19 protein-coding genes, 1 tRNA gene and 8 pseudogenes are annotated in these 23946 nt (G+C 41.0%); 13 read left to right on the top strand and 15 right to left on the bottom strand.

Going from position 1 to position 23946, the window contains the following annotated elements; genetic code table 11:
* Positions 1-27 precede the first annotated feature (27 nt).
* The 5 genes from mltB to MN200_RS11205 form a co-directional block, all read right to left on the bottom strand.
* A complete protein-coding gene (gene mltB, locus MN200_RS11225; protein WP_058870005.1) occupies positions 28-1029 on the bottom strand; it encodes a lytic murein transglycosylase B in 1002 nt (333 codons plus the stop codon).
* Positions 1030-1498: 469 nt separating this feature from the next.
* A complete protein-coding gene (locus MN200_RS11220; protein WP_004695843.1) occupies positions 1499-2149 on the bottom strand; it encodes a hypothetical protein in 651 nt (216 codons plus the stop codon).
* A 27-nt stretch (positions 2150-2176) separates the two neighbouring features.
* On the bottom strand, positions 2177-2989 hold the full coding sequence (queF, locus tag MN200_RS11215) for an NADPH-dependent 7-cyano-7-deazaguanine reductase QueF (RefSeq protein WP_058870004.1): 813 nt from the start codon (positions 2987-2989) through the stop codon (positions 2177-2179).
* Positions 2989-3762 (bottom strand): ABC transporter permease, encoded by a 774-nt coding sequence (locus MN200_RS11210; RefSeq protein WP_004982514.1) that lies wholly within the window; start codon positions 3760-3762, stop codon positions 2989-2991. The genes queF and MN200_RS11210 overlap by 1 nt, the downstream gene beginning before the upstream one ends.
* Complete coding sequence (locus MN200_RS11205) at positions 3759-4694, bottom strand: ABC transporter ATP-binding protein (RefSeq protein ID WP_058870003.1); 936 nt, start codon at positions 4692-4694, stop codon at positions 3759-3761. Before MN200_RS11205 ends, MN200_RS11210 begins: the two co-directional genes overlap by 4 nt.
* A gap of 178 nt (positions 4695-4872) precedes the next feature.
* Here MN200_RS11205 and MN200_RS11200 point away from each other — a divergent pair.
* Positions 4873-4948 (top strand) — tRNA-Arg (locus MN200_RS11200).
* A gap of 377 nt (positions 4949-5325) precedes the next feature.
* Here MN200_RS11200 and MN200_RS11195 read toward each other — a convergent pair.
* The 3 genes from MN200_RS11195 to moaA all read right to left on the bottom strand — a co-directional run bounded on the left by MN200_RS11195 (position 5326) and on the right by moaA (position 8553).
* A complete protein-coding gene (locus MN200_RS11195) occupies positions 5326-6543 on the bottom strand; it encodes a molybdopterin molybdotransferase MoeA (RefSeq protein ID WP_058870002.1) in 1218 nt (405 codons plus the stop codon).
* Positions 6540-7463: a bifunctional molybdenum cofactor biosynthesis protein MoaC/MoaB gene (gene moaCB / locus MN200_RS11190; RefSeq protein WP_004982494.1), complete on the bottom strand. Its 924-nt coding sequence runs from the start codon at positions 7461-7463 to the stop codon at positions 6540-6542. Before moaCB ends, MN200_RS11195 begins: the two co-directional genes overlap by 4 nt.
* A 139-nt stretch (positions 7464-7602) precedes the next feature.
* The gene (gene moaA, locus MN200_RS11185; protein WP_081313257.1) at positions 7603-8553 is read right to left on the bottom strand and encodes a GTP 3',8-cyclase MoaA; all 951 of its coding nucleotides are present in this window, start codon (positions 8551-8553) and stop codon (positions 7603-7605) included.
* Between the two features lie 422 nt (positions 8554-8975).
* On the opposite strand from moaA, the pseudogene MN200_RS11180 reads away from it, so the two are divergent.
* The 8 genes and pseudogenes from MN200_RS11180 to MN200_RS11145 form a co-directional block, all read left to right on the top strand.
* Positions 8976-11069: pseudogene (locus MN200_RS11180) on the top strand (FdhF/YdeP family oxidoreductase); the annotation flags it as partial.
* A 45-nt stretch (positions 11070-11114) separates the two neighbouring features.
* Positions 11115-11462, top strand: a complete 348-nt coding sequence (locus MN200_RS11175) for an IS630 transposase-related protein (protein ID WP_039890557.1) — start codon at positions 11115-11117, stop codon at positions 11460-11462.
* A gap of 17 nt (positions 11463-11479) precedes the next feature.
* Positions 11480-11953 (top strand): annotated as a pseudogene (locus MN200_RS11170) (IS630 family transposase); the annotation flags it as partial.
* Positions 11954-11975: 22 nt separating this feature from the next.
* A pseudogene (locus MN200_RS11165) lies at positions 11976-12275 on the top strand (CbbBc protein); the annotation flags it as partial.
* Positions 12276-12336: 61 nt separating this feature from the next.
* Positions 12337-13269 carry an IS5 family transposase gene (locus MN200_RS11160; protein ID WP_114392824.1) on the top strand — a complete coding sequence of 311 codons (933 nt, stop codon included), beginning with the start codon at positions 12337-12339 and terminating at the stop codon, positions 13267-13269.
* 341 nt (positions 13270-13610) lie between these two features.
* Positions 13611-14363: a molybdate ABC transporter substrate-binding protein gene (gene modA, locus MN200_RS11155; RefSeq protein WP_227509218.1), complete on the top strand. Its 753-nt coding sequence runs from the start codon at positions 13611-13613 to the stop codon at positions 14361-14363.
* Positions 14363-15055, top strand: coding sequence for a molybdate ABC transporter permease subunit (modB, locus tag MN200_RS11150; RefSeq protein ID WP_010327198.1), 693 nt, complete (start codon positions 14363-14365; stop codon positions 15053-15055). The genes modA and modB overlap by 1 nt, the downstream gene beginning before the upstream one ends.
* Before the next feature lie 4 nt (positions 15056-15059).
* The gene (locus tag MN200_RS11145; RefSeq protein ID WP_058869999.1) at positions 15060-15677 is read left to right on the top strand and encodes an ATP-binding cassette domain-containing protein; all 618 of its coding nucleotides are present in this window, start codon (positions 15060-15062) and stop codon (positions 15675-15677) included.
* Between the two features lie 78 nt (positions 15678-15755).
* Here MN200_RS11145 and MN200_RS11140 read toward each other — a convergent pair.
* From MN200_RS11140 to MN200_RS11120, 5 genes and pseudogenes are all read right to left on the bottom strand, one after another.
* A pseudogene (locus MN200_RS11140) lies at positions 15756-15917 on the bottom strand (helix-turn-helix domain-containing protein); the annotation flags it as partial.
* Positions 15918-15963: 46 nt separating this feature from the next.
* Positions 15964-16629, bottom strand: a pseudogene (locus tag MN200_RS11135) (IS5 family transposase); the annotation flags it as partial.
* A 14-nt stretch (positions 16630-16643) separates the two neighbouring features.
* Positions 16644-17117 (bottom strand): annotated as a pseudogene (locus tag MN200_RS11130) (IS630 family transposase); the annotation flags it as partial.
* Positions 17118-17134: 17 nt separating this feature from the next.
* Positions 17135-17482, bottom strand: a complete 348-nt coding sequence (locus tag MN200_RS11125; RefSeq protein WP_039890557.1) for an IS630 transposase-related protein — start codon at positions 17480-17482, stop codon at positions 17135-17137.
* A 38-nt stretch (positions 17483-17520) separates the two neighbouring features.
* Positions 17521-17784: pseudogene (locus MN200_RS11120) on the bottom strand (transposase); the annotation flags it as partial.
* A gap of 511 nt (positions 17785-18295) precedes the next feature.
* On the opposite strand from MN200_RS11120, the gene MN200_RS11115 reads away from it, so the two are divergent.
* Complete coding sequence (locus MN200_RS11115; RefSeq protein ID WP_004696033.1) at positions 18296-18514, top strand: hypothetical protein; 219 nt, start codon at positions 18296-18298, stop codon at positions 18512-18514.
* Between the two features lie 334 nt (positions 18515-18848).
* Here the strand turns inward: MN200_RS11115 and MN200_RS11110 are convergent, their stop codons facing one another.
* Together MN200_RS11110 and MN200_RS11105 are read right to left on the bottom strand one after the other, a co-directional pair.
* Positions 18849-19445, bottom strand: a complete 597-nt coding sequence (locus MN200_RS11110) for a hypothetical protein (protein ID WP_114392826.1) — start codon at positions 19443-19445, stop codon at positions 18849-18851.
* A gap of 89 nt (positions 19446-19534) precedes the next feature.
* Entirely contained in the window at positions 19535-20233 is a 699-nt protein-coding gene (locus tag MN200_RS11105; protein ID WP_114392828.1) for an exonuclease domain-containing protein, read from the bottom strand.
* Positions 20234-20714: 481 nt separating this feature from the next.
* Here MN200_RS11105 and MN200_RS11100 point away from each other — a divergent pair.
* The 3 genes and pseudogenes from MN200_RS11100 to rnk all read left to right on the top strand — a co-directional run bounded on the left by MN200_RS11100 (position 20715) and on the right by rnk (position 23941).
* Positions 20715-21957, top strand: a pseudogene (locus MN200_RS11100) (alpha/beta fold hydrolase).
* 155 nt (positions 21958-22112) lie between these two features.
* Positions 22113-23366, top strand: a complete 1254-nt coding sequence (glyA, locus tag MN200_RS11095) for a serine hydroxymethyltransferase (RefSeq protein ID WP_004982454.1) — start codon at positions 22113-22115, stop codon at positions 23364-23366.
* A gap of 170 nt (positions 23367-23536) precedes the next feature.
* A complete protein-coding gene (gene rnk, locus MN200_RS11090; RefSeq protein WP_058869995.1) occupies positions 23537-23941 on the top strand; it encodes a nucleoside diphosphate kinase regulator in 405 nt (134 codons plus the stop codon).
* Positions 23942-23946: the final 5 nt, after the last annotated feature.

Genomic DNA, 23946 nt, shown 5'->3' with positions numbered 1-23946 from the left:
ATCTCAAGCTTGAGTAAAAAGCTAGCCCTATCGGCTAGCAATTTCAGCCCCTAATTGCCACACTGCAGTCGCATACATACGGCTCTTGTTATAGGTCGTAATCACTTGAAAGTTAGGGTAAGTGATGTAATAACTTTGCCCATAATTTTCCTGTAGTTGGATCACATTCACCATATCTAAATCATCGATTTTGACAATCGGATTGGTCGGTTGAATGCCCTGATTTTTTAAAACACCATAAGGCGTCGGTAAAGTTAAATCTTTGGCAATGACCGCTTCAGGATTCGAGCCACTATAACGTGCTGCGAATCCAATTGGCTGATTACGTTGCCAGCCATGATTTGCTAAATAGTTGGCAATCGAGCCGATGGCATCGACAGCTGAATTTCGTAAATCGACATGACCATTGCCGTCATAATCCACCCCAAACTTTGGAATATTGCTAGGCATAAATTGTGGGTAGCCCACCGCACCCGCGTATGAACCAACGACCGAGTTGGTTGGTACGCCATCTTTATAGCTCCACGCGATTAAAGCACTGAGTTCATCTTGGAAATATTGCTTACGACGTTCGTAACCAAAACCTAAAGTTGCTAAGGCATCACGGGTGACAAAATTACCTTTGTTCGTCCCAAAACCTGTTTCTACCCCTAAAATGCCGAGAATGACTGATTGCGGTACACCAAATTGTTGTTCGGCGCGGTTTAAAGTATCTGCGTACTGTGCTTTAAAACGGACACCACGTTGAATGGTGCTTTCTGCCATAAAGTTGGTTTTATATTCGTACCACGGTTTACTTTCACCAGGGCGGTTCATAATGTTGATGATGTTGGGTACATTTTTAGAACCACTCATCGCCCAATCGACTTGTTCAGCAGACAGACCATAATTTTGCATGGTTTTTTGTTTAAAGCTGTAATAGTCAGGATGAGAAGCGAAATCGTTGGCTTGGCAAAAACTGGTGATCGACAAAGCGCCAATCAATAAAGGTAAACGTTTAACTTTGTTATAAAAGTTTAAATTTAACATAGAAGTCTAATTTCCAGAGTCGTTATTGGCAGTGGAGCAAAGCGAATAGGGTAAAGCCCATAGTTCGCGTTTCTGTTATGTCGAAATTCTTGTGAACGGAGTCTATCGTGAATAGGCTTTAAGATAACATTGTCTGTACTGAAGCGGGCAAATAGGTATACAAAAAAAGACAAACTCAGCCTATATAAAGGACAGATTATTCAAAATGGCGCAGATTTTTAGGCAGAGTATTTACGTGACTATATAAGTCAAGTTTTACTGACTGATATAAAAAGTCTTCCTTATATAGAGGCAATTAAAATTGTAGTGTTTAGGGTCTAGTGACAATGACAAAAAGATCTGGTCTCAGCTTATATATGGCCTTTATATAGCTTTATATAAAGACTAAGAAATTACAGCTTAGAAACCAAAATGACCCTACACACGTAGAGTCATTTTTGATCTGAAAAGTCTCGAAGATTTTTAGTACTTAAGCATGAAATAAGGTGTCGTGATATTCAGCTAAAGCTAAAAGTTCATCTTTGGTTAAATTGGGGATGATTTTATTGGCAGCAATATGCACTGCTTTAATGACAGCAGCAGAACCGATATCGGCTGCTTTACGCTTAATCATGCCCAAATCGAGGGTTTTATTAAAGTCATTCATGAAGTGGCGTACAGTCGCTTCAGCGAACTGTTTATACAGTTCGGTTAACGCGGCTTTATCTACTTCATTGCCTGCTTTAATTTCAGCATAGTTATATTTGAGGCTGGTCACTAAGCTTGCATCTAACGCTTCACCCACACGGAACTGACCTTCAGCATCTTTAAACAAGCTTTTTTCAGAAAACTGAATCGATGCTTGAACCACATCATTCGATGATTTGCCTAAAAGCTGCTTCAACAGAACCGCAACTGTTGACTTAATATAGCCAGCCAGTTTCTCGGCTGTGTCACGTTTATCACTCGGTGGAAAACGGCGAACTAACTCAGTCAAAATGGCATCAATAATTTCATCATTGATGAGTAGTGCTGTTTTATCTCGAAGTGGATATAAAGGTTCACTTGAGTCTTTCTTCTGCTGTGCAGTTTGAATAGTCTGTAAAAGTTCAGTCGATGGAATAAAACCAAAAAATGGCATCGTGTATTAACCTCAATGTTCTTTATTTTATTGTCGCGCCAATCGAATTGGGCGGGGCATCCATGACACATCTGACACACGACAAGGGTTAATATCTAAACCACCACGGCGTGTATAAGCTGCGTACACCATCAGCTTTTCAGGTTTCAAATTTTGCCAAATATCGGCAAATATTTGTTCCACACATTGTTCGTGGAAACCGTTGTGCTGACGATAAGAGATAATATAAGCCAGTATGCTGTTATAACAAGGCTTTTTACCTTTATATCGGATAAATACCGTGCCCCAATCAGGTTGTCCAGTGACTGGACAGTTACTTCTGAGTAAATGCGAGTAAATCTGTACTTCAACATCTTCTGCTGCATCATCTAATGCCAATAGATTTGCATTGGGATGATTTTCCAATTGGGTCGGAGTCAGTTCATCAATACAGATACCTTCAGGTTGACTAACTTGCACATCATCAACATGAAACAACTCAATACTCACATCTGCACCAGCCGCCGCCGATAAATCCTGTTCGACTGTTTCTTTAAACGCAGCTTTAGACTCAAACTGAGTAAAGTTCATGCTATTAAAGTAGAGTTTTAATGACTTTGACTCAATGAGGTTGGGCGAGGTGGCCGGTAGGCTGATGCGACCAATGGCAACTTGCGGAACACCAAGGTGATTTAACCAAGAAATTTCAAAAACATGCCACCAGTCTTTACCTTGTTGAATACCTTTAACATGCGCATAGTGCTCACGTGCTGTGGCACGGGCGATAGGAAAAAGAATATCGGGTTGATAAGTTGTAGGGTAATTGGTGTCTTTACCCAAAAGAGAATGTTCTACACTCATTATTCACGCATTCCTGAACCACGAGAAAGTAAATAGTAAGCAATGCCATAAAGCACTGCACAGCATATGGTCATAACAGATAGGGAGACGACGACGTTAACATCGCTATGACCTAAGATACCGAAACGAAAAGCATTGACCATATATACAATCGGATTGATCAACGATAAATTTTGCCAAAAAGGGCTGAGTGCTGAAATGGCATAAAATACGCCACCTAAATAAGTTAAAGGCGTCAGCACAAATGTTGGGATGATGGAGATATCATCAAAAGATTTCGCATACACCGCATTGATAAAACCACCCAGTGAAAATAAGAACGAGGTGACTAAGACGGTGTAAATGGTAACAAACCAATTGGTAATATAAAGGTCAGTAAAAAATAAACTCATAGCTGTCACAATAATACCGACCAAGACCCCGCGACAGACACCACCTAAGACAAAGCCCCATAAAATGGCATGCAAAGGTACAGGACTCATGATTAGCTCTTCAATACTTTTTTGAAATTTGGCACTAAAAAAGCTCGATGAAACGTTAGCATAACTGTTGGTAATCACAGCCATCATAATTAGTCCAGGCACGATGAACTGCATATAGCTAAAACCGCCCATCTCACCAATACGAGAGCCGACCAAATTACCAAAAATCACAAAGTACAAACTCATGGTAATGGCAGGTGGAAGTAAGGTTTGCGGCCAGATGCGCATAAAGCGGCGAATTTCTTTATGCACCAGAGTATATAAAGCTACGCTAAGTTGATTTAAGTTCATGGCGTAGTTCCTTCGAGATTTTTTTCGACCATCTTCACAAACAGTTCTTCTAAACGGTTAGATTTGTTCCGCATACTACGAACTTGGATTCCTTGCGATTCGAGCAATTGAAATAAGTCATTGAGAGTATGCGCTCTATCCATAGTCACTTCTAAAGTCACGGTATCGACTAAATGGAAACGAACCCCAATGATGTCGATATGAATCGGTTCAATCGGTGCGGCCAAATCAAAAATAAAGGTTTCCTCATTGAGTTGATTGAGGAAATTTTTCATGCTGGTGTCTTCTTTAATGACACCACGGTCAATAATGGCAATTCGACGACACAGCATTTCCGCTTCTTCTAAATAGTGTGTGGTTAAAATGATCGATGTGCCTTTATTGTTCATTTCTGTGAGGAAGTCCCACATCGAACGACGTAGCTCAATATCAACCCCTGCTGTGGGTTCATCTAAAATAAGGAGTTTCGGTTCATGCATCATGGCACGGGCAATCATCAGGCGACGTTTCATACCGCCTGAAAGCATACGGGCTTGAACACCGTGTTTTTCCCATAAGCCGAGTTTTTCTAAATATTCTTCGGCACGAACTTCCGCAATTTTTTTAGGAATACCATAATAGCCCGCTTGTGTGACTAAAATATCGAAGGTTTTTTCAAACTGACCGAAGTTAAACTCTTGAGGTACAACTCCTAAGCATTGTTTAGCTTGAGAGGGGTGTGTGTCGAGATTATGTCCAAAAATTTCGACAGTGCCTGAGGTTTTCTTGGTCAATGAGCTGATAATACCAATCGTTGTAGATTTGCCTGCACCATTTGGTCCAAGAAGGGCATAGAACTCACCTTCAGGAACAGTTAAATCGATGCCTTTTAAAGCCTGAAATCCATTTTTATAGGTTTTGGACAAATCTCTTAACGTCAATGCATCAGTCATGAAATTCTCGAATGATTAATAGTGGCACTATTGTGAGCGATTATGCCTAATAAACCAAGTAATCTACTCGCAATTCTGTGTTGCAGATATGGAACATTGTATAAAGCATAAGCAGGAAAATCACTCTAAGCTATATAGATGCTTTACCTTGTGATTTTTTTTGATATGATGTGCTCGCGCGCTCATAGCTCAACTGGATAGAGTACAGGTCTCCGAAGCCTGTGGCGTGGGTTCGAGTCCCGCTGAGCGCACCATTTACTTATTTCAATACATACCAAAATAACCTCAAACACCTATAAATACTGTATTATCTGCCTTTTTCTTGTTTCAATTTGTTCCATACTGTACCGCTATAATCCATTTTTTTAGGGGCTATGCTTAGCAGTACATCAAAACAATAGTCTAAAATCTTTGTAAAAGCTTATTGGCTCATTCATTCGTGTGGCTTTCCCACCCACTAAAATCACTAGTGCTGTTGCTGGGTAGTTTTGCATGCCTTTGATCTAACATTCGTATGTAGGGATAATAATGCTCGTTAAATATTCAAGGGTACGGTCTAAGACAAAGCTGTTCATGCCTTAAGACCGTGTGCAAAAAGCACTTGGTTTGTATCACTATCCAATCGATGTTCTTAGATCGAGATGAAATCGACATAGTCCAATGTTACAGGGGCATCAGATCGAGCAGGGACTCGAACTATACTATTGGCTCGATTTAAGTTACTGAGCATGTGGGATTGTTGTTTGCCGAGTTTGGAAACGGTTAATTGTCCAAACTCATTGACATCTAATACCATTCGAACCAGTTGTTCACGGCTGTCTTGTTTGATGCTGTCGCTGAAGCGAGCTTTTTTCCAAGCAGGTGCAGGAGACGTAACTCCCTGTAAAGCAGCCAATAATGTCGATACATGTACAGCAAGACAGGTGAGCACAGCAGCAGGGTTCCCAGGCAAACCAATCAAATAAGAATGATGATGGTCTGTTTGATATTCAGCAAAATACAGCGGTTTACCCGGTTTTTGTGCAACTTGCCAGAAAATCTCTTTTGCACCTAAAGCCATTGAAACAGGTCGAATCAAATCATAATCGCCAACCGAAACACCGCCTGTAGTAATGACCACATCATAATGATTCATGGCATTCGAGAGCGCTTGTGTGAGTATCTTCTCATCATCAATCACATGCTCTAAATACACTTCAGCAAAACCCTGTTCTTTGAGCCAAGTGAGGATCATTGGGGCATTGGCATCGAACACTTTAGATTGATTGTCCAGTTGCGTACTGACTTCATCACCAGTAATAAGCACTGCAATTTTAGGTTGGCGATAAACCTCGACATGCTGAACACCCGCCATACTGAGTGCCGCAATTAAACCGCTGCCTAAACGCTGACCTTGTTGCGCAAGTGTTGTCCCGATGGATAACTCCTCACCTTGATAGCGAATGTCTGCGCCTTTGTCCAAAGCTTGAGTTAGAGTCGCTTGTTTATGGCCACGCGTGATAATTTCCTGTCGAGCCACAGTATCTGCTGAGTTTGGCAGCTTGCCCCCAGTAAAAATACGAACGGTTTGACCTGCTTGAATCTCAATATGTTCTTCAACACCCGCACGAATTTCACCAACCAATTCAAAGCTGGTAATTCCAGCTTGCAAGTCTTCAGAGCGCAGCGCATAGCCGTCAACCGCACTTTGGGTAAATAGAGGCAAGGCAACTGTTGATAAAACATCTGCCGCTAAAACATGCCGATGCGCCTGTACTAAAGGCATAGTAACGACAGGCAATGTTTGGACAGCGCTATAGTGTTTAAGAGCTTGATCGAGTGTAATTAAGCCAACGCCAGAGCAACTCATTCATAACCTCCCGGGTGAGGTAGATCACGGCAGACATCAAAAATATGGACCAAAGCAGGTAAAATGGCTGCCATAGATTCACTTGCACCACCACGGCTGCCCGGAAGGGTAATCACCAATGAACGGTCGATAAAACCTGCAACGCCACGTGACATCGCAGCATAGGGGGTACGTTTTTGTCCGAAAGCACGTGCGGCTTCCATCAGGCCATTGAGTTCACGTTCAAGTAAAGGCTCAAGTGTGTCTACTGTAATGTCACGTTTGCCGATGCCTGTTCCGCCTACAGTAATAATGCAGGCATAAGATTGAGTGAGCTCTAAGACCAATGCTTTTAACTGATCGGCTTCGTCAGGTAAAATTTGATAATGAATTGGATCAAAACCAGCTTCGGTTAAGGTCTCGACGACGGAGCGACCAGCAGTATCAGGTTTACGTCCCGCGGCAACGGTATCTGATAGAACCAATACTGCCGCAGAAACAGGCTGACGCAAATGACGTTTAAAGTGTGATTTTCCGCCTTTTTTCAGATCGAGTTTACATTGTTGAATGATCAGCTCATGCGGTTCGCAATGTGGTTTGAGCATGTCGTAAATGGTGAGAGCTGCAATACTGGCAGCGGTCAACGCTTCCATTTCTACACCTGTCGGCCCAATCGTTTCAACGGTTGCACGAATAACCACACGGTCGACAAGCAGTTCAAAATCGACATCGGCGCGGTAAATAGGCAGGGGGTGGCACAGCGGAATCAGTTCATCGGTACGTTTTGCGGCTAAAATCCCAGCAATTCGGGCTGTTTTGAGAGCATCACCTTTTTCGGTATTGCCGTCGGCAAGAAGTTGTAAACAATGTGCAGGGGCAAGCAGTTCAGAGCTTGCAGTTGCAACGCGATAGCTTTCTGGCTTCATGCCAACGTTTTTCATAAAGTATTCCGAAACATTGAAGTGTTGATCTAAAGTGAAACTGTTCAATCAAGAGAAAAAGTTTATGACGTATTTAGATAACACAAAAATAAATGCGGATACAGTCGAATGACTGACAAACTCAAAATTTACCTGCGAATTAACCCCCTATGGCATGCATACTGATTTTGCGTGCTGGGGCATGTTGATGTTCAATAAACCCCGCTTTTTTATGCCATACCGCCTTCAGAATCTGGGCTTGTAATAAAGCGGGATCTTTTTGTTGAAGTAAATGATGCAGCGGTGTTCCCCTATTGGCAAATAAACAGGTAAAAAGCTCTCCCGTTGCAGTAATACGTAAACGGTCACAGCTTTGACAAAAAGGTTTACTGATGGTGGAAATAATGCCTAATGTATACTGATCATTAAGCAGATAAATAGTTGCAGGGTCATGTTGTCTGGCTTGTTTCTTAATCTGAAAATGAGGCTTAAGATTTTGGATAATGTCATCTTCAGTGATGACTTTTTCTGCCTTCCAATGTTCAGGTTGATCTAAGGGCATATATTCAATAAAACGTAATGCGATCTTCTGTTGATAAGCCCATTGGGTCATTTCAAGCACTTCATGATCATTTTGTCCTGCGACTAAAACACAGTTTAATTTTATCGGGAGATGGGCTTGTTGAGCTGCTGCGATGCCTTCGAGCACTGGTGCTATCGGACGTTTAGTCATGTTCATAAACGTGTCTGCATGAATGCTATCGAGGCTGATATTAAGATCATCTAGTCCTGTTTCTTTTAGTGCTCGTGCATACTTGTTTAAATAGAACGCATTACTGGTCATGGCAATACGTTCTAAACCGTGTGGCTTGAGCCGATTCAAAGCATCAATAAAATTGACTACGCCTTGACGCATCAAAGGCTCTCCACCTGTTAAGCGAATGTGCCGAATGCCTAAACTGACCATCATTTCACAAAAGGTTAACAGCTCTTCAAAGCTTAAGATGTCTTTTTTGGCCAACCATTCAGGTGTATCGGGCATGCAATAACTACAACGATCTGTCAGTGAGATTCGGAGTTTATGTTTATGACGGCCAAATTGATCGATCAGTTGCGCTGACCTATGTTATAAGCGTGCAGTCGTCGAACCGTCCATAGTCGCTCCACTTCGTATTTACATACGATTTAGTTTTTATAAACGAGAGTATGAAATGTTTTATTTCAAAGATCAAACGGCGTTTTGAAGCTGTTTAGTTCATTCATTTTCAAAAAATGAGAGGGTATTCCTCGAACACGATCCATCAAATCATTGTCTTTTGTAATAATTCATCTATTGAAATTGCATGCCAAAAGGGTGATATTTTTGATCAGAAGTGTTTTTGGAATTGTGCCAAGAAACGCAGGCATGATGAATAAGAAAAGAGCAATAAAAAAGGGATGAGAAATCCAAATCGCTTGCAAGTATGAGCAAAGCGAACAGTGAATTGATCATTGCAGAACTTTTTACCGAAGACGGATATAGAGGGCGGTGAGATGGAAAACACTGAAGATAAAAAGCATGATGAAGAAACCAGCTATGCACGAATAGAACCTTATACCAATCCTGCGGGTGGATGGGGCGCGTTGTTAAGTGTTGCAAGAAACTTAAAGAGACAGGAAGTTTTCAAAAAAGGTGCGATTACGCTTCTCAATATTAACCAACCCACGGGTTTTGACTGCCCAGGATGTGCATGGCCTGAAAAGAAAGATGCACATGCCTTTAACTTTTGTGAAAATGGTGCAAAAGCCGTTGCCTTTGAAGCCACTTCAAAACGTATTACACCTGAATTTTTTGCGACCCATACGGTCAGTTGGCTGTCTGAACAAAGTGATTTCTTGCTTGAAGATTCAGGTCGTCTAACCGACCCAATGCGCTATGACAGCGCAACCGATAAATATGTGCCCATCTCGTGGGACGATGCTTTTGCCTTAATTGCAAAGCATTTACATGTCTTGGATCATCCAGATCAAGCGGCATTTTATACTTCGGGTCGTGCCAGTAATGAAGCGGCGTTTCTGTATCAACTCTTTGTCCGTGCTTTTGGTACCAATAATTTCCCAGACTGTTCCAATATGTGCCATGAGACTACCAGTGTAGGATTGTTGGATTCGATTGGACTCGGTAAGGGCACAGTCACATTAGAAGATTTTGATATAGCCGATGCGATTTTCAGTTTTGGACATAATCCGGGCACCAACCATCCGCGGATGTTGGGGACTTTACGTGAAGTGTCGCGCCGTGGTGGCAATATTGTTGCAATTAACCCCTTAAAAGAACGCGGTTTAGAGCGCTTCCAAGATCCTCAAGCGCCTGTTGAGATGATGACCAATGGCAGTACACCCATTAGTCGTTATTATTTCCAACCTAGCGTGGGCGGTGATTATGCGCTCATGTTTGGGATGCTGAAACATTTACGTGAGTGGGACATTCAAGCACTGGCAGCAGGGAAAAAGAGCGTTTTTGACCGATCTTTTATCGAAATGAACACGGTTGGTTTCGATGCCATGATGGAAGAAGTAGATCGTACTGCGTGGTCAGATATTCATGCACATACGGGACTTAGCCCTGAGCATTTAGAGTCTTTAGCTAAAATGTATTTGGATGCCAAAACGGCCATTTTCTGTTGGGGTATGGGGATTACACAGCATCGACACGGGACTGCGAATGTACATATGCTCGCAAACTTAATGTTGGCAAGAGGGCATATTGGTCGTCCAGGGGCAGGTTTAGCACCGATTCGCGGGCACAGTAATGTGCAAGGCGACCGAACTATGGGGATTAATGAATTACCAAGCCCTAAATTACTCGACAATATTGATCGTGTCTTTGGGATTAAATCACCACGACATCATGGTTTTGGGGTGGTGGATACCATTAAAGCCATGTATGAAGGTGATGTAAAAGTCTTTATTGGTTTGGGCGGTAACTTTGCTGTTGCCACCCCAGATACACCGTATACACAAGAAGGCTTACGTCGTTGTAATTTAACGGTACAGATTGCAACGAAGCTGAATCGTAGCCACTTGGTTTGTGGTAAAGAAGCATTACTTTTACCTTGTTTGGGCCGTACCGAAATTGATATGCAACAGCATGGGCCACAGGCAGTCAGTGTTGAAGATTCCATGAGTAATGTGCATCTTTCAGCAGGGCGTAATGAGCCTGCTTCTAAGAATCTACTTTCAGAGCCTGACATTGTGGCGCGTATGGCGGCAGCCGTCTTACCAGACAGTGATATCAGGTGGAAATGGTATGTAGAAAGCTATGACCGTATTCGAGATTCGATTGAAGAGGTCTTTGATGAATTCCATGATTTCAATGCACGTGTCTATCAGCCGGGTGGTTTTCACTTAGAGCATCCTGCCAATCAGCATGTATGGAATACGCCTGCAGGCAAGGCACAGTTTTTAATTACGCCGTTGGCTGAAGTGTATGCCGATAAAGAGAATAAATACGCTGAACAATATACAGGGGCTAAAGTCTATACCCTAATGACCACACGCTCTCATGACCAATACAACACAACCTTGTATGGACTCGATGACCGTTATCGTGGGGTATTTGGTCAGCGCCGTGTCTTGTTTATGAATGCAGAAGATATAGTCCGCACGCCAAAAAACCAATACAATACCGATATGAGTTATCCAATACATTTTAGAAAGAAAATATTAGCCAAGCTTGAAGAAGGTCAATCTATCCGAGCGGTTGCTCAGCACTTCGAAATTAATAAAAATACAATTGTCGAATGGAAAAAGCGAATCGAAATAAAAAGAACTCGACCAAGAAAACCATCTAAAGTTGATGATGATGCCTTACGTGCAGATGTTGAGCAATATCCCGATGATTATCAATATGAACGCGCTGCTCGTTTTGGTTGTGCTACTTCTACAATTGGAGATGCGCTCAAGCGTCTAAATATTACAGTTAAAAAAAGACCTTACGGCACCCGAAAGCAAAAACAGAACTCAGAGAGCAGTATTTAAAAGATTTAAACCGATTAAGGTATCAACACCCGATCATCTATCTTGATGAAAGTGGATTTAAATCTCATGAACATAGACCTCATGGTTATTCAAAACAGGGAACTCCTTGTTATGGAACATATAATTGGCAATTAAAAAATCAAACCAATGCAATAGGAGCAATCCATGAGGGTAAGTTATTTGCAGTGGGTTTATTTGATAGCAAAGTAAATTCGGATGTATTTTATTTTTGGGTAGATCAGTTTTTATTACCAGAACTACCCTCGAATAGTGTAATTGTCATGGACAATGCAGCCTTCCATAAACGACCAGATATACAAGATCTATTAAGCCAACATGGGCATCAAATACTTTGGTTACCACCTTATAGTCCTGACCTTAATCCTATTGAAAAAATGTGGGCATGGGTGAAAGCAAAAAGGAAAAAATGGTTGGTTAACTCAATAGATAAGCTTTTTAGTCGTTTCTTTAACGAGTGTATGGGTAATTAAGCGGTTTGAATATATCGCTGCGGCTGGTTTTGTTGCAGATCAATGGGTGGATATCGAAAGTATTTATTCGGACGGTGTTAAACGTGTGGTTCAAAGCTTCCGAATCGTCCCATATAACATTCCACGGGGTAGCCTCGCAGCCTATTATCCGGAGACTAATCCATTGGTTGCACTCAGTAGCCATGATAAATACGCCAAAATACCGGCGTCGAAAAGCGTGCCTGTGATTTTACATGCAGGTCAAGCCCCTGAACATTTTAACTTGGCGCAAGCGGTTGATCCTGAAGATGTCAATCAGATCGTGAATAGAGAGGTTAGTTGATTCAATGGGCTTTGTTGCACAAACCTATCTGTAAAGGCTTTTTTAGCGATATAATTTTCAAATGAAGAAGCCTACACACAAAATCTACCGCACAACCAATTGGCCCGCATATAACCGAGCACTCATGAGTCGCGGAAATATTGCCATTTGGTTTGATCCTGCTACGCAATGGTATGCGCCATCAAAAGGCAAACAAGGGCGAAATCAAACCTACTCCGACGCAGCGATCCAATGCTGCTTAATGATTAAATCCTTATTCCGTCTGTCTTTACGTATGGTCACTGGCTTTGTGCAAAGTCTGATTAAACTTTGCGGATTAAATTGGATAGCTCCAGATTACACCACGCTTTGTAGAAGACAAAAGCATATTGATATTGTAATCAGCTACCAAAAAAGTAGCGATGGGCTGCATCTACTCATGGACTCTACAGGCATGAAGTTTCTAGGTGAGGGCGAATGGAAACGCAAGAAACATGGATCTGAATATCGTCGCCAATGGCGTAAACTTCATATTGGTATAGATGCTAAAACCCTACAAATACGAGCAGTTCAGCTTACAACCAATAATGTCAGTGATTCACAGGTGCTTGGTGATTTACTTAATCAGATTCCACAAGATGAGCAGATTAACTGTGTTTATACCGATGGAGCTTATGACACCAAGCAATGCCGTCAGGTCATTGCAGATCGGCAAGGGCATGCGGTGATTCCACCTAGAAAAAATGCGAAACAATGGAAAGATACAAAGAGTAGCTCGCTAGAGCGAAATGAATTACTTAGAACAATTAAACGTTTAGGCAGGACACTATGGAAAAAATGGTCAGGCTATCATCGGCGAAGTTTGGTTGAAACTAAGATGCATTGCATCAAATTATTAGGAGATAAACTCAGTGCAAGGAGTTTTGATAGCCAAGTGAATGAGATCCATGCACGTGTAGCAGTCCTTAACAGATTTACGGAATTAGGTCGACCACTTACCCAAGTTACGCCTTAAATTTAGCTCAATTAGGGGTGCTTTGCATTTCAAATCTTTGTGCAACAAAGCCGCTCAACACCTGAAACAATAACTTATTCAGTCCAACTAAATACGTCTCATATTGATTCATGGCATACACGTATAAGCTTCCTCTATTTGATAAAACCTCCTTATCTACTCACTCGATAGCAAGAGCAGTATCAGTCACGTGATTAGGATACAAACGCTTTAACTTGAATGATAAATAATCTGTTTCTGGAATTGACGTTGCTTATGTATCCATATATTTTTAAAAACATATCGGTCAATTTATAATGCTTAAGGGGAACATGGTGCTGCTTAATTTTAAGAATAAGTACATGCAATATGCGATGTTGTGTTGTGGTTTGGCTCTTGCGGCACAGGTACATGCAGAGCAAGCCATTACCGTTTATGCAGCAGCCAGCTTGACCAATGCTATAGCAGATGTCGATGCAATGTTTGAACAACAAAAAAGAGTACGTGTGAAAACCTCTTATGCCGGGTCGTCGACTTTGGCTAAGCAAATTGAAGCGGGTGCACCTGCGGATGTTTTTATTTCGGCAGATGAACAGTGGATGAATTATCTACAAAATAAAAAGTTAATTGTGCCGAATAAACGTGTGAATTTATTGGGCAATCGTCTTGTATTGATTTCGCCAAAAGCTAAGCCCGTCAAAATAAAAATGGATAAAAGTTTTGATCCTTCTACCGCTTTTCAAGGCAAGCTTTGTACAGGTGACACCAAAAGTGTCCCAGTCGGAAAATACGGGAAACAAGCACTGACCGCATTGGGGTGGTGGTCAAAACTTGAACCAAGATTGGTTGAAACTGAAGATGTCAGAGCTGCGCTCAACTTTGTCGCACGTGGTGAATGTCAGCTTGGCATTGTCTATGCAACCGATGCTGCTATTAGTAACGATGTCACCGTCGTTGGCGTTTTCCCTATCAGCACCCATACCCCGATTGTTTATCCCTTAGGTCTTGTCAAAAATAATCCAGATGCACTAGCGTTTTATCAGTTTGTACAGAGTAAACAAGCACATGCAGTCTTTAAAAAATATGGCTTTACCGTTTTATCTGCTGCCAAGTGATGATGTTTTCTTTATCGGCTGAAGAAATAGAGGTACTCAAGTTATCCTGCCAAGTGGCTGCAACCTGTTTGGCATTTAGCCTGATCCCTGCGTTGGTAGTGGGTTGGGTTTTGGCACGTAAAGAGTTTTTTGGCAAATCATTATTTGAAACCTTTATTTTCCTACCTTTGGTGCTGCCGCCTGTAGTGCCAGGATATTTGCTGTTACAGGTTTTTGGAGGAAACGGAATACTGGGTAAATATCTTGAGCCCTTTGGACTCAATTTTGCATTTAATTGGAAAGGCGCAGTTTTGGCCTCAGCAGTGATGGGCTTTCCACTCTTGGTTCAATCGATTCGTTTGGCCATAGAGCTGGTGGATCAACGGCTAGAAATGGCGGCGAAAACGCTCGGTGCTTCCTCCTTGGGCACTTTTTTTTATGTCACTTTGCCTTTAGCCAGCAGTGGCATATTGGTGGGGGCAATTTTATGTTTTTGTCGCAGTCTGGGCGAGTTTGGCGCAACTATTACCTTTGTCGGTAATATTGCAGGGGAGACCAGAACTTTGCCCTTGGCCATGTATAGCTTGATGCAGCAACCCGACACAGAACAAGCGGTCTGGCGATTGATTATTCTGTCATTAACTGTGGCATTTTTGGCTTTATGGTTTGCCCAGTGGTTCCATCGTTATCAGAAAAACAAACGGGGGCATTAAGACGATGATTGACTGTCATATTCAGTTAAATTTAGGCAAATTTAAACTCGATCAGACATTTTCATCTGAACATTCTGTCGTTGGTTTATTTGGAGCGTCAGGCTCAGGAAAAACCAGTATTTTGCATGCTATTGCAGGACTTAATACTCCAGTCAATGGCTGGATTAAAATCAATCATCAGACATGGTTCGATGCGCAAAATAAGATCAATTTAAACGTACAGCAACGTCATGTTGGTTTAGTTTTTCAGGATGCACAACTGTTTCCACATATGACGGTGATGCAAAATTTATTGTTTGGCTATAAGCGCATTCCGCCTGAAAGCCGACGTTTTGATCCCGATTATATTATTGAACTGCTTAAACTCGACCATTTACTCAGTCGTATGCCGACGAAGCTTTCAGGTGGTGAAAAGCAGCGTGTTGCATTAGGTCGGGCACTGTTGTATTCGCCAAATTTATTATTATTAGATGAACCATTGTCTGCGTTAGACGCTGCACATAAACAGGAAATCCTTCCTTTTTTTCAAACCGTCCAACATGAAACCCATATCCCGATGCTGTATGTCAGCCATGATATGGATGAAATTAAGCAGCTGACCGAAGCAGTTTGGTTGCTTTAATTGAACACATTTTAGCTTCAACTTTTAAAGAGAGAACGAATAAAAACAGAAAAAATAGGCCTCTGTATCAGCTTAGGATCATTCGGTAACATTTTTATAAACAGACGGCGCTTGGCCTGTCCAGCGTTTAAATGCCAGACGAAATTCACGTACTTCACTAAAACCTAAAGCTTGGCTAATGTCCCCAATGGAGAGATTATTTTCAAGCATCTGTTTCGCTTTTCGCTCTAACACGGCTTTGTTGCACAAAGATTTGAAATGCAAAGCGCCCCTAATTGAGCTAAATTTAAGGCGTAACTTGGGTAAGTGGTCGACCTAATTCCGTAAATCTGTTAAGCACTGCTACACGTGCATGGATCTCATTCACTTGGCTATCAAAACTCCTTGCACTGAGTTTATCTCCTAATAATTTGATGCAATGCATCTTAGTTTCAACCAAACTTCGCCGATGATAGCCTGACCATTTTTTCCATAGTGTCCTGCCTAAACGTTTAATTGTTCGAAGTAATTCATTTCGCTCTAGCGAGCTACTCTTTGTATCTTTCCATTGTTTCGCATTTTTTCTAGGTGGAATCACCGCATGCCCTTGCCGATCTGCAATGACCTGACGGCATTGCTTGGTGTCATAAGCTCCATCGGTATAAACACAGTTAATCTGCTCATCTTGTGGAATCTGATTAAGTAAATCACCAAGCACCTGTGAATCACTGACATTATTGGTTGTAAGCTGAACTGCTCGTATTTGTAGGGTTTTAGCATCTACACCAATATGAAGTTTACGCCATTGGCGACGATATTCAGATCCATGTTTCTTGCGTTTCCATTCGCCCTCACCTAGAAACTTCATGCCTGTAGAGTCCATGAGTAGATGCAGCCCATCGCTACTTTTTTGGTAGTTGATTACAATATCAATATGCTTTTGTCTTCTACAAAGCGTGGTGTAATCTGGAGCTATAGTCAAACCGCTTAATTACCCATACACTCGTTAAAGAAACGACTAAAAAGCTTATCTATTGAGTTAACCAACCATTTTTTCCTTTTTGCTTTCACCCATGCCCACATTTTTTCAATAGGATTAAGGTCAGGACTATAAGGTGGTAACCAAAGTATTTGATGCCCATGTTGGCTTAATAGATCTTGTATATCTGGTCGTTTATGGAAGGCTGCATTGTCCATGACAATTACACTATTCGAGGGTAGTTCTGGTAATAAAAACTGATCTACCCAAAAATAAAATACATCCGAATTTACTTTGCTATCAAATAAACCCACTGCAAATAACTTACCCTCATGGATTGCTCCTATTGCATTGGTTTGATTTTTTAATTGCCAATTATATGTTCCATAACAAGGAGTTCCCTGTTTTGAATAACCATGAGGTCTATGTTCATGAGATTTAAATCCACTTTCATCAAGATAGATGATCGGGTGTTGATACCTTAATCGGTTTAAATCTTTTAAATACTGCTCTCTGAGTTCTGTTTTTGCTTTCGGGTGCCGTAAGGTCTTTTTTTAACTGTAATATTTAGACGCTTGAGCGCATCTCCAATTGTAGAAGTAGCACAACCAAAACGAGCAGCGCGTTCATATTGATAATCATCGGGATATTGCTCAACATCTGCACGTAAGGCATCATCATCAACTTTAGATGGTTTTCTTGGTCGAGTTCTTTTTATTTCGATTCGCTTTTTCCATTCGACAATTGTATTTTTATTAATTTCGAAGTGCTGAGCAACCGCTCGGATAGATTGACCTTCTTCAAGCTTGGCTAATATTTTCTTTCTAAAATGTATTGGATAACTCATATCGGTATTGTATTGGTTTTTTGGCGTGCGGACTATATCCAATTTAATCCGCAAAGTTTAATCAGACTTTGCACAAAGCCAGTGACCATACGTAAAGACAGACGGAATAAGGATTTAATCATTAAGCAGCATTGGATGGCTGCGTCGGAGTAGGTTTGATTTCGCCCTTGTTTGCCTTTTGATGGCGCATATCATTGCGTAGCAGGATCAAACCAAATGGCAATATTTCCGCGACTCATGAGTGCTCGGTTATATGCGGGCCAATTGGTTGTGCGGTAGATTTTGTGTGTAGGCTTCTTCATTTGAAAATTATATCGCTGAAAAAGCCTTTACAGATAGGTTTGTGCAACAAAGCCTCTCGGTTTTGCCTTTCAGTATGGTCTCTTATTTTTAAAAAATATCAATTGGCTTTTATTTGTACAGTTGTTTCGAAATGTCATGGGCTCTTGTCGAGAGTGAAAAATGCTTTTATATTCTACTTACAGTAGGTCGATAACTAAGACGCTACGATGTAGTTGGACGGATCAATGACAGCTCGTTGAGTTTGGAACGAAATGTTCAAACAATAAATCAGCACTAGCCTTCCAACATAGAAAAGCTCGCAGCAATGCGAGCTTTTTTTATGTGAAAAAATATGACTATGTATCTTAGTTGTTAAGCATATTTGATTTAAGTTTATGATTTATAGTTATGATTTTGAAAATATTTATATAAATTAACATTGCGATAAATTCTAACAACTCTTGGGGAGGTGTTGGAAAAAACTTGTGCTATAAGATTAAGCAGAGCTAAAAAAAGAAAAGGAAAATGACCATGACTCAGCTTGTAGATGTAAAGGTAAAGGACCAATACAGCCAAACTTATAATGTGAAGGCCCAGTTAAGGCAAGTACCTGAAAACTCCGAAGCAGAACGTTTGGATTTGTTTAAACGAATTGAACATATCGTTGTTGATGGTGAAGTGATTCTGCCTAGTATTGAACTGTTATTTGAAAGTCGGCAAACGGAAAATATATACCGAGTTGTTGATTAACCCTATTGAAAAAAGCCCATGTTTACATGGGTTTTTTATGGGCGATCTATATCAAGTTAAGTTATCCCATCGCTGAAGATAAGGGATAATTTTTTTGAGCGATTATATTGAAGATCATAAAGTGAAATTAGGATATCACTTCACACATAGTTCCTATTTATCAAGCTATTTGATGAATGGTTCAAGGAACTATTGTGCCAAAGTCTGAAAAAGTCGATGAAAGACATTAAGATTTATTGTATGAAAAAAATATAAGACAAGAGTTTTTAATAAAACTTGTAGTCTTTAAATCTTAACTAAGACAGAAAAAGACTCAATTATTCGTTGAATTTATTTAAGCTGCTTGCAAACGCAACAGTGAATGATTGATCTGTTGTAAGTGTTGGTTGAGTACTGTGGGTTCTATTCGACTTTCCTGTAACGTCGTAATCCATTGCATTTGGCAGCGTTTGAGACTGTGTAAGTCTGTCGCCGATTGAATTTGAAGAATGAGTTGTTTTGCCATTAAGCCACAATAACGTTGTAATAAGCTCATCATCAAATCGCGTGTTTCTTCAAAGCTATAAGCTTTAAGCGGTTGGGCTGGGCTTTGTGTAGGAGTGGGTGGTGTAGGAGTCTGCGCTTTGCTGTCTAAATCTATTGGATTGACGCTATTTTGACTATTTTCTAGTAGTGAGGCAGGTGGTTGAGATTCGGATAGAGGCTCTATTGGGCTAGAGACGTGAGCTGTTTGTGTGGAATGAATTAAACCCAATTCAATTAATTGTCCGAGGATTTCAGGCGTTGCGATGCGTTGTTTGAACTGGTCAGCCAATTGTTCAAAATCCTCTGTACCAATTAAAACCAATAGTCGTCTTTGACGCGCATTGAGTGGGATATGACGTTGTTGTAAAGCATCTAAACCCAATGCTGTCTTTTGATAATGATTCATACCTTAATTTACTCCCCCGAACAAATAAATTAAGGCTGAACATACAGGGTGAAAATTACAACAATATTAAGAATTTATGACAATACATTTTAGAGCGTTTTAAAGCTCGTATTTTCTAAAGCTTTACGTAAGTATGGATCGAGTTCATCTTGACGCATTAACCACTGAATATAGTCAGCGGGGAGTTCGGCAATTGCTGTTCCGCGATGCTTGCCAAAATTAATGACACGCGGAATACGAGCATCTTCAGAGACAGTAAATAATTGCTCCATGCTGTTTATTTTTAATTGATGAACCACATGCATTAAAATATTGGCTGTTAAAATAATATCCATATCGGCGCGATGAGCTTTTTTAATCATTTCACGGGCTTTTTCACTGCCTTTTGAAATCATATAAATGAGTGCCGAAATATTGTGGGCTTCAGCATCAGGCCAGACCAAACGTGCAAGGGCGAGTGTACAAATCGCTTTAATATGAGAAGTATCGACACCACATTTTTCGATAGCACGAATATCATAATCAATATTATGACCAATGATGTACTGCGTTTCGGCAGGTAGTTTAAAGGTCGTGTAGTGTGGCTTCCCAACGAGGTCTGACTCTAAAATATGATGCACAGCCATCGCTGCGAATGAGATCGGTTCATCGACGGTATAGAGCTGATCAAATACTTGGCTTTTGTCTAGGCTTAATTTGCCATTTGCAATTTCAATCGGTGCATATGCAATCTCAATGGGTTGACCATTTAGAGTATGGGTTTCTGTGTCGAGAATAATGGCTTGCATCTGCATATCCGAAAATTAAAAGCTGAATAAATTTATCATTTTCAAGACTATCAAGACAGCTGGATTTGTGGTTTATTCGCTGATTTTGTGCGGTGATGTTGTTTAAATCATCTGGTGAAGCTAGGTGATTAGAGATCAGGCTTTATTAAGCAAGGAAAAAGTCGGAAGTTACTCATCCATTTATTCAGGCAGATTGCAAGGAAAATGATGGCTTAAAATAAAAATAATTCTTTGGGATTCAGCTCAAACAAAGACTAGAGAAGAGCTCAATGCCTGAATTCAGTTGTGGGATCAGGATTTATTTTAAATTCCAAAGACCAGTTTTTATAACAATGGTAAGTGCTCACTTGCAGACAATGTTCACTTTGTATCATTCTCGTAACTGGTATTGCCATGCGTCATTTTGAGGCGTAAATCATTAATGTATTCAAGTGATTTGAATCGTTACAACAAGAAAAAAATGTCATTAAGGAATTTTAAGATGAAAAAACATATCTTGGCCGTGTTCGTCAGTAGTTCTATGCTTGTTTTAACAGCCTGTGGAGGAGGGGATGGCGATTCAACTTCTGTTGGTGTGGATGATGGGGTTCCTAAAAACAATATTGTTAATCCAGTCGTAACTACGCCAACAGCTTATACGGCTACAGATATGTCAGCTACGGCTGGTGAAAGTGTAGTCATGACTTATAAGATGCTGGGTCAGGACAATAAAGAAACTCGCGCAACGGCATTTTTTTACCCCTAAAACAGTAGCTCCCGCGAAAGGTTGGCCGATTGTTGTGTGGGCACATGGTACTACTGGTGTTGCTGATATTTGCGCGCCAAGTAAATCTTCTATGGATCCCGATGTAAAATCGATGATTAATGAGTTACTTAGCGCGGGATATGTTGTTGTTGCTCCTGATTACGAAGGACTGGGAGAGCCAAGTGGTACAGAAGCCCATCCTTATCTTAATTTAAAAAGTGAAGCTTTTTCGATTACAGATGCAGTAGTTGCAACACGTGACTACTTAACCAAGCAAGGTAAATCGGTTTCAAAAAACTGGGTGACGGTTGGGCATTCACAGGGTGGTCATGCTGCTTTAGGTGCTGGTGAATATCAAAGTCGCGCGCAGTTAGATTATAAAGGGACAGTTGCGATTGCACCTGCGTCTAATTTAAAAACGATCTTTCAAGTGGGGGCTGCAAGTGTTGCAAATTTGCCAGCAACTCAACAGGTTGCTACTTATACTTCACTGAATACCTATGCTGCACTCATCACTGCAGGTATGCAAAATCCACCCAATATAACTTTGTACGGGCAAGTGTTTGAGTCTGAAGCAGCCCGTATTGCACGAACAGCTGAATCGGCATGTTCAGGGACTGTTTCTGTAAATTACTATACGGAAATGTGGGCTTTAGCGACTGGTTATAACACATTAAATGGATATTACCCAAAAACAGGCTTTCTAGATTTGCCAGTCATAAAAAACTTTTTAGATAACACATCTCAGCCTTTGAAGGTCAAACAAACAGCGCCAATTATTATTTATCAAGGCACCAATGACACGACTGTTCCAAGAGCGATTACGAATATTTTATATGCTGGTGCTTCTCAAGCTGGAAATAATATTCGTTATGTGACTGATGACAGTGAAACGAGAAAGTGGACCCATACCACATCGTTTAGTGAAAATATCGATGATATTGTTGATGATGTCAAAACACTCATGCCAATTCAGTAATTTGCTTTGACCCAAATCGCTCATGAAGTTCTGCTTCATGAGCGATTTTTTATTTAAACTGCGTAAAGTTCATTCTCGAAATTTATAAACTTCATGCTACAATACGCGCCAATCTTAGCACGGCTTAAAAGCCCTAATTTCATAGGACCTCGCTAATGTTTGCCAATATCTCAATTGCTGAATTTGATCCAGAAATCGCGCAAGCAATCACAAATGAAGATGCTCGCCAAGAAGCGCACATCGAACTGATTGCTTCTGAAAACTATTGCTCTCCAGCAGTAATGGAAGCGCAAGGTTCAAAACTTACAAACAAATATGCTGAAGGCTACCCAGGCAAACGCTACTACGGCGGTTGTGAATATGTAGACGTGATTGAACAATTAGCGATTGACCGTGCTAAAGAGCTTTTCGGTGCAGATTACGCAAACGTTCAGCCACATGCTGGTTCACAAGCAAACTCTGCTGTTTACTTAGCTCTTCTTAACCCAGGCGACACTGTTTTGGGTATGAGTTTGGCTCACGGTGGTCACTTGACTCACGGTGCTAAAGTAAGTTTTTCTGGTAAAACATATAACGCAATTCAGTACGGTTTAAACCCTGAAACTGGCGAAATTGATTACGAAGAAGTTGAGCGTTTAGCAGTTGAGCACAAGCCACGTATGATCGTAGCTGGTTTCTCTGCTTATAGCCAAATTGTAGATTGGCAGCGTTTCCGTGACATCGCGGATAAAGTTGGCGCTTACCTATTTGTAGATATGGCTCACGTTGCTGGTCTAGTTGCTGCTGGTGTTTACCCAAGCCCAGTTCAGATTGCTGACGTAACAACAACCACTACACACAAAACACTTCGTGGCCCACGTTCAGGTTTAATCCTTGCGAAAGCAAACGAAGAAATTGAGAAAAAATTACAATCAGCTGTATTCCCTGGTAACCAAGGTGGTCCATTGGTTCATGCGGTAGCGGCTAAAGCAATTTGCTTTAAAGAAGCAATGGCTCCTGAATACAAAGTTTACCAACAACAAGTGGTGAAGAACGCTCAAGCAATGGCTGAAGTTCTCATTGCTCGTGGTTATGACATCGTTTCTGGTGGTACAGAAAACCACTTGTTCTTGTTATCTCTTATTAAGCAAGATGTAACAGGTAAAGAAGCAGATGCATGGTTAGGTGCAGCTCACATTACTGTGAACAAAAATGCTGTGCCAAATGACCCACGCTCACCATTTGTGACTTCTGGTATCCGTATTGGTACACCGGCTGTGACGACTCGTGGTTTCGGCGAAGCTGAAGTACGTGAACTTGCTGGCTGGATCGCTGATATCCTAGACAGCAAAGGTGATGAAGCTGTGATTAACGCTGTTAAAGCGAAAGTTGAAGCTGTTTGTGCGAAATTTCCTGTTTACGCAAACTAAGTTCTGACTTGAGAAAGCCCCCTCAAGGGGGCTTTTTTTATAGCATTAAAAAATCAAAATCAGTTGAAATGTAATTTAGACTGCATTTCTGATATAACAGAAGTTATAGGCTAATAAATTATTTTTAATAAGAATTTTATTCATACCGTATTCAAATAGGAATGCAGCACATGGCAAACCCGGCAATTATCATTTCTGAGCAGGATCTTCATCGTTTAGAAACGATGTTAGAACATCAGCCTAAACTTACACCGACCATGCAGTTGCTTGAAGAAGAATTGGCCCGCGCCGATGTTGTTGCTCCACAAGATATGCCTGCCAATGTGGTAACGATGAATGCAAAAGTTTTACTGACCATTGCACCATCTATAGAAGCATCTGAAATTACCTTGGTTTATCCGCATGATTTTAAAGGCGAGAAGGGACAGGTCAATGTTGTAGCCCCAATTGGCGCAGCAATTCTGGGCTTAGCTGAAGGTCAAGAAATTGAATGGCCGCAGCCAGATGGTCAAATGATGAAAGTCAAAATTGAAAAAGTGGTTTATCAACCTGAGCGTGAAGGCGATTATTTATAATTTCG

This window comes from Acinetobacter sp. LUNF3, assembly GCF_022699605.1.
GTDB lineage: Bacteria > Pseudomonadota > Gammaproteobacteria > Pseudomonadales > Moraxellaceae > Acinetobacter > Acinetobacter johnsonii.
The sequence above is the reverse complement of the archived record's forward strand: the minus strand, read 5'-3'. Positions and strand labels throughout refer to the sequence as shown.

Coding starts and splice junctions, on each gene's coding strand:
- mltB (WP_058870005.1), bottom strand. CDS start 1,029: ATGTTAAATTTAAACTTTTATAACAAAGTTAAACGTTTACCTTTATTG.
- MN200_RS11220 (WP_004695843.1), bottom strand. CDS start 2,149: ATGCCATTTTTTGGTTTTATTCCATCGACTGAACTTTTACAGACTATT.
- queF (WP_058870004.1), bottom strand. CDS start 2,989: ATGAGTGTAGAACATTCTCTTTTGGGTAAAGACACCAATTACCCTACA.
- MN200_RS11210 (WP_004982514.1), bottom strand. CDS start 3,762: ATGAACTTAAATCAACTTAGCGTAGCTTTATATACTCTGGTGCATAAA.
- MN200_RS11205 (WP_058870003.1), bottom strand. CDS start 4,694: ATGACTGATGCATTGACGTTAAGAGATTTGTCCAAAACCTATAAAAAT.
- MN200_RS11195 (WP_058870002.1), bottom strand. CDS start 6,543: ATGAGTTGCTCTGGCGTTGGCTTAATTACACTCGATCAAGCTCTTAAA.
- moaCB (WP_004982494.1), bottom strand. CDS start 7,463: ATGAAAAACGTTGGCATGAAGCCAGAAAGCTATCGCGTTGCAACTGCA.
- MN200_RS11175 (WP_039890557.1), top strand. CDS start 11,115: ATGAGTTATCCAATACATTTTAGAAAGAAAATATTAGCCAAGCTTGAA.
- MN200_RS11160 (WP_114392824.1), top strand. CDS start 12,337: ATGAAGAAGCCTACACACAAAATCTACCGCACAACCAATTGGCCCGCA.
- modA (WP_227509218.1), top strand. CDS start 13,611: ATGCAATATGCGATGTTGTGTTGTGGTTTGGCTCTTGCGGCACAGGTA.
- modB (WP_010327198.1), top strand. CDS start 14,363: ATGATGTTTTCTTTATCGGCTGAAGAAATAGAGGTACTCAAGTTATCC.
- MN200_RS11145 (WP_058869999.1), top strand. CDS start 15,060: ATGATTGACTGTCATATTCAGTTAAATTTAGGCAAATTTAAACTCGAT.
- MN200_RS11125 (WP_039890557.1), bottom strand. CDS start 17,482: ATGAGTTATCCAATACATTTTAGAAAGAAAATATTAGCCAAGCTTGAA.
- MN200_RS11115 (WP_004696033.1), top strand. CDS start 18,296: ATGACTCAGCTTGTAGATGTAAAGGTAAAGGACCAATACAGCCAAACT.
- MN200_RS11110 (WP_114392826.1), bottom strand. CDS start 19,445: ATGAATCATTATCAAAAGACAGCATTGGGTTTAGATGCTTTACAACAA.
- MN200_RS11105 (WP_114392828.1), bottom strand. CDS start 20,233: ATGCAAGCCATTATTCTCGACACAGAAACCCATACTCTAAATGGTCAA.
- glyA (WP_004982454.1), top strand. CDS start 22,113: ATGTTTGCCAATATCTCAATTGCTGAATTTGATCCAGAAATCGCGCAA.
- rnk (WP_058869995.1), top strand. CDS start 23,537: ATGGCAAACCCGGCAATTATCATTTCTGAGCAGGATCTTCATCGTTTA.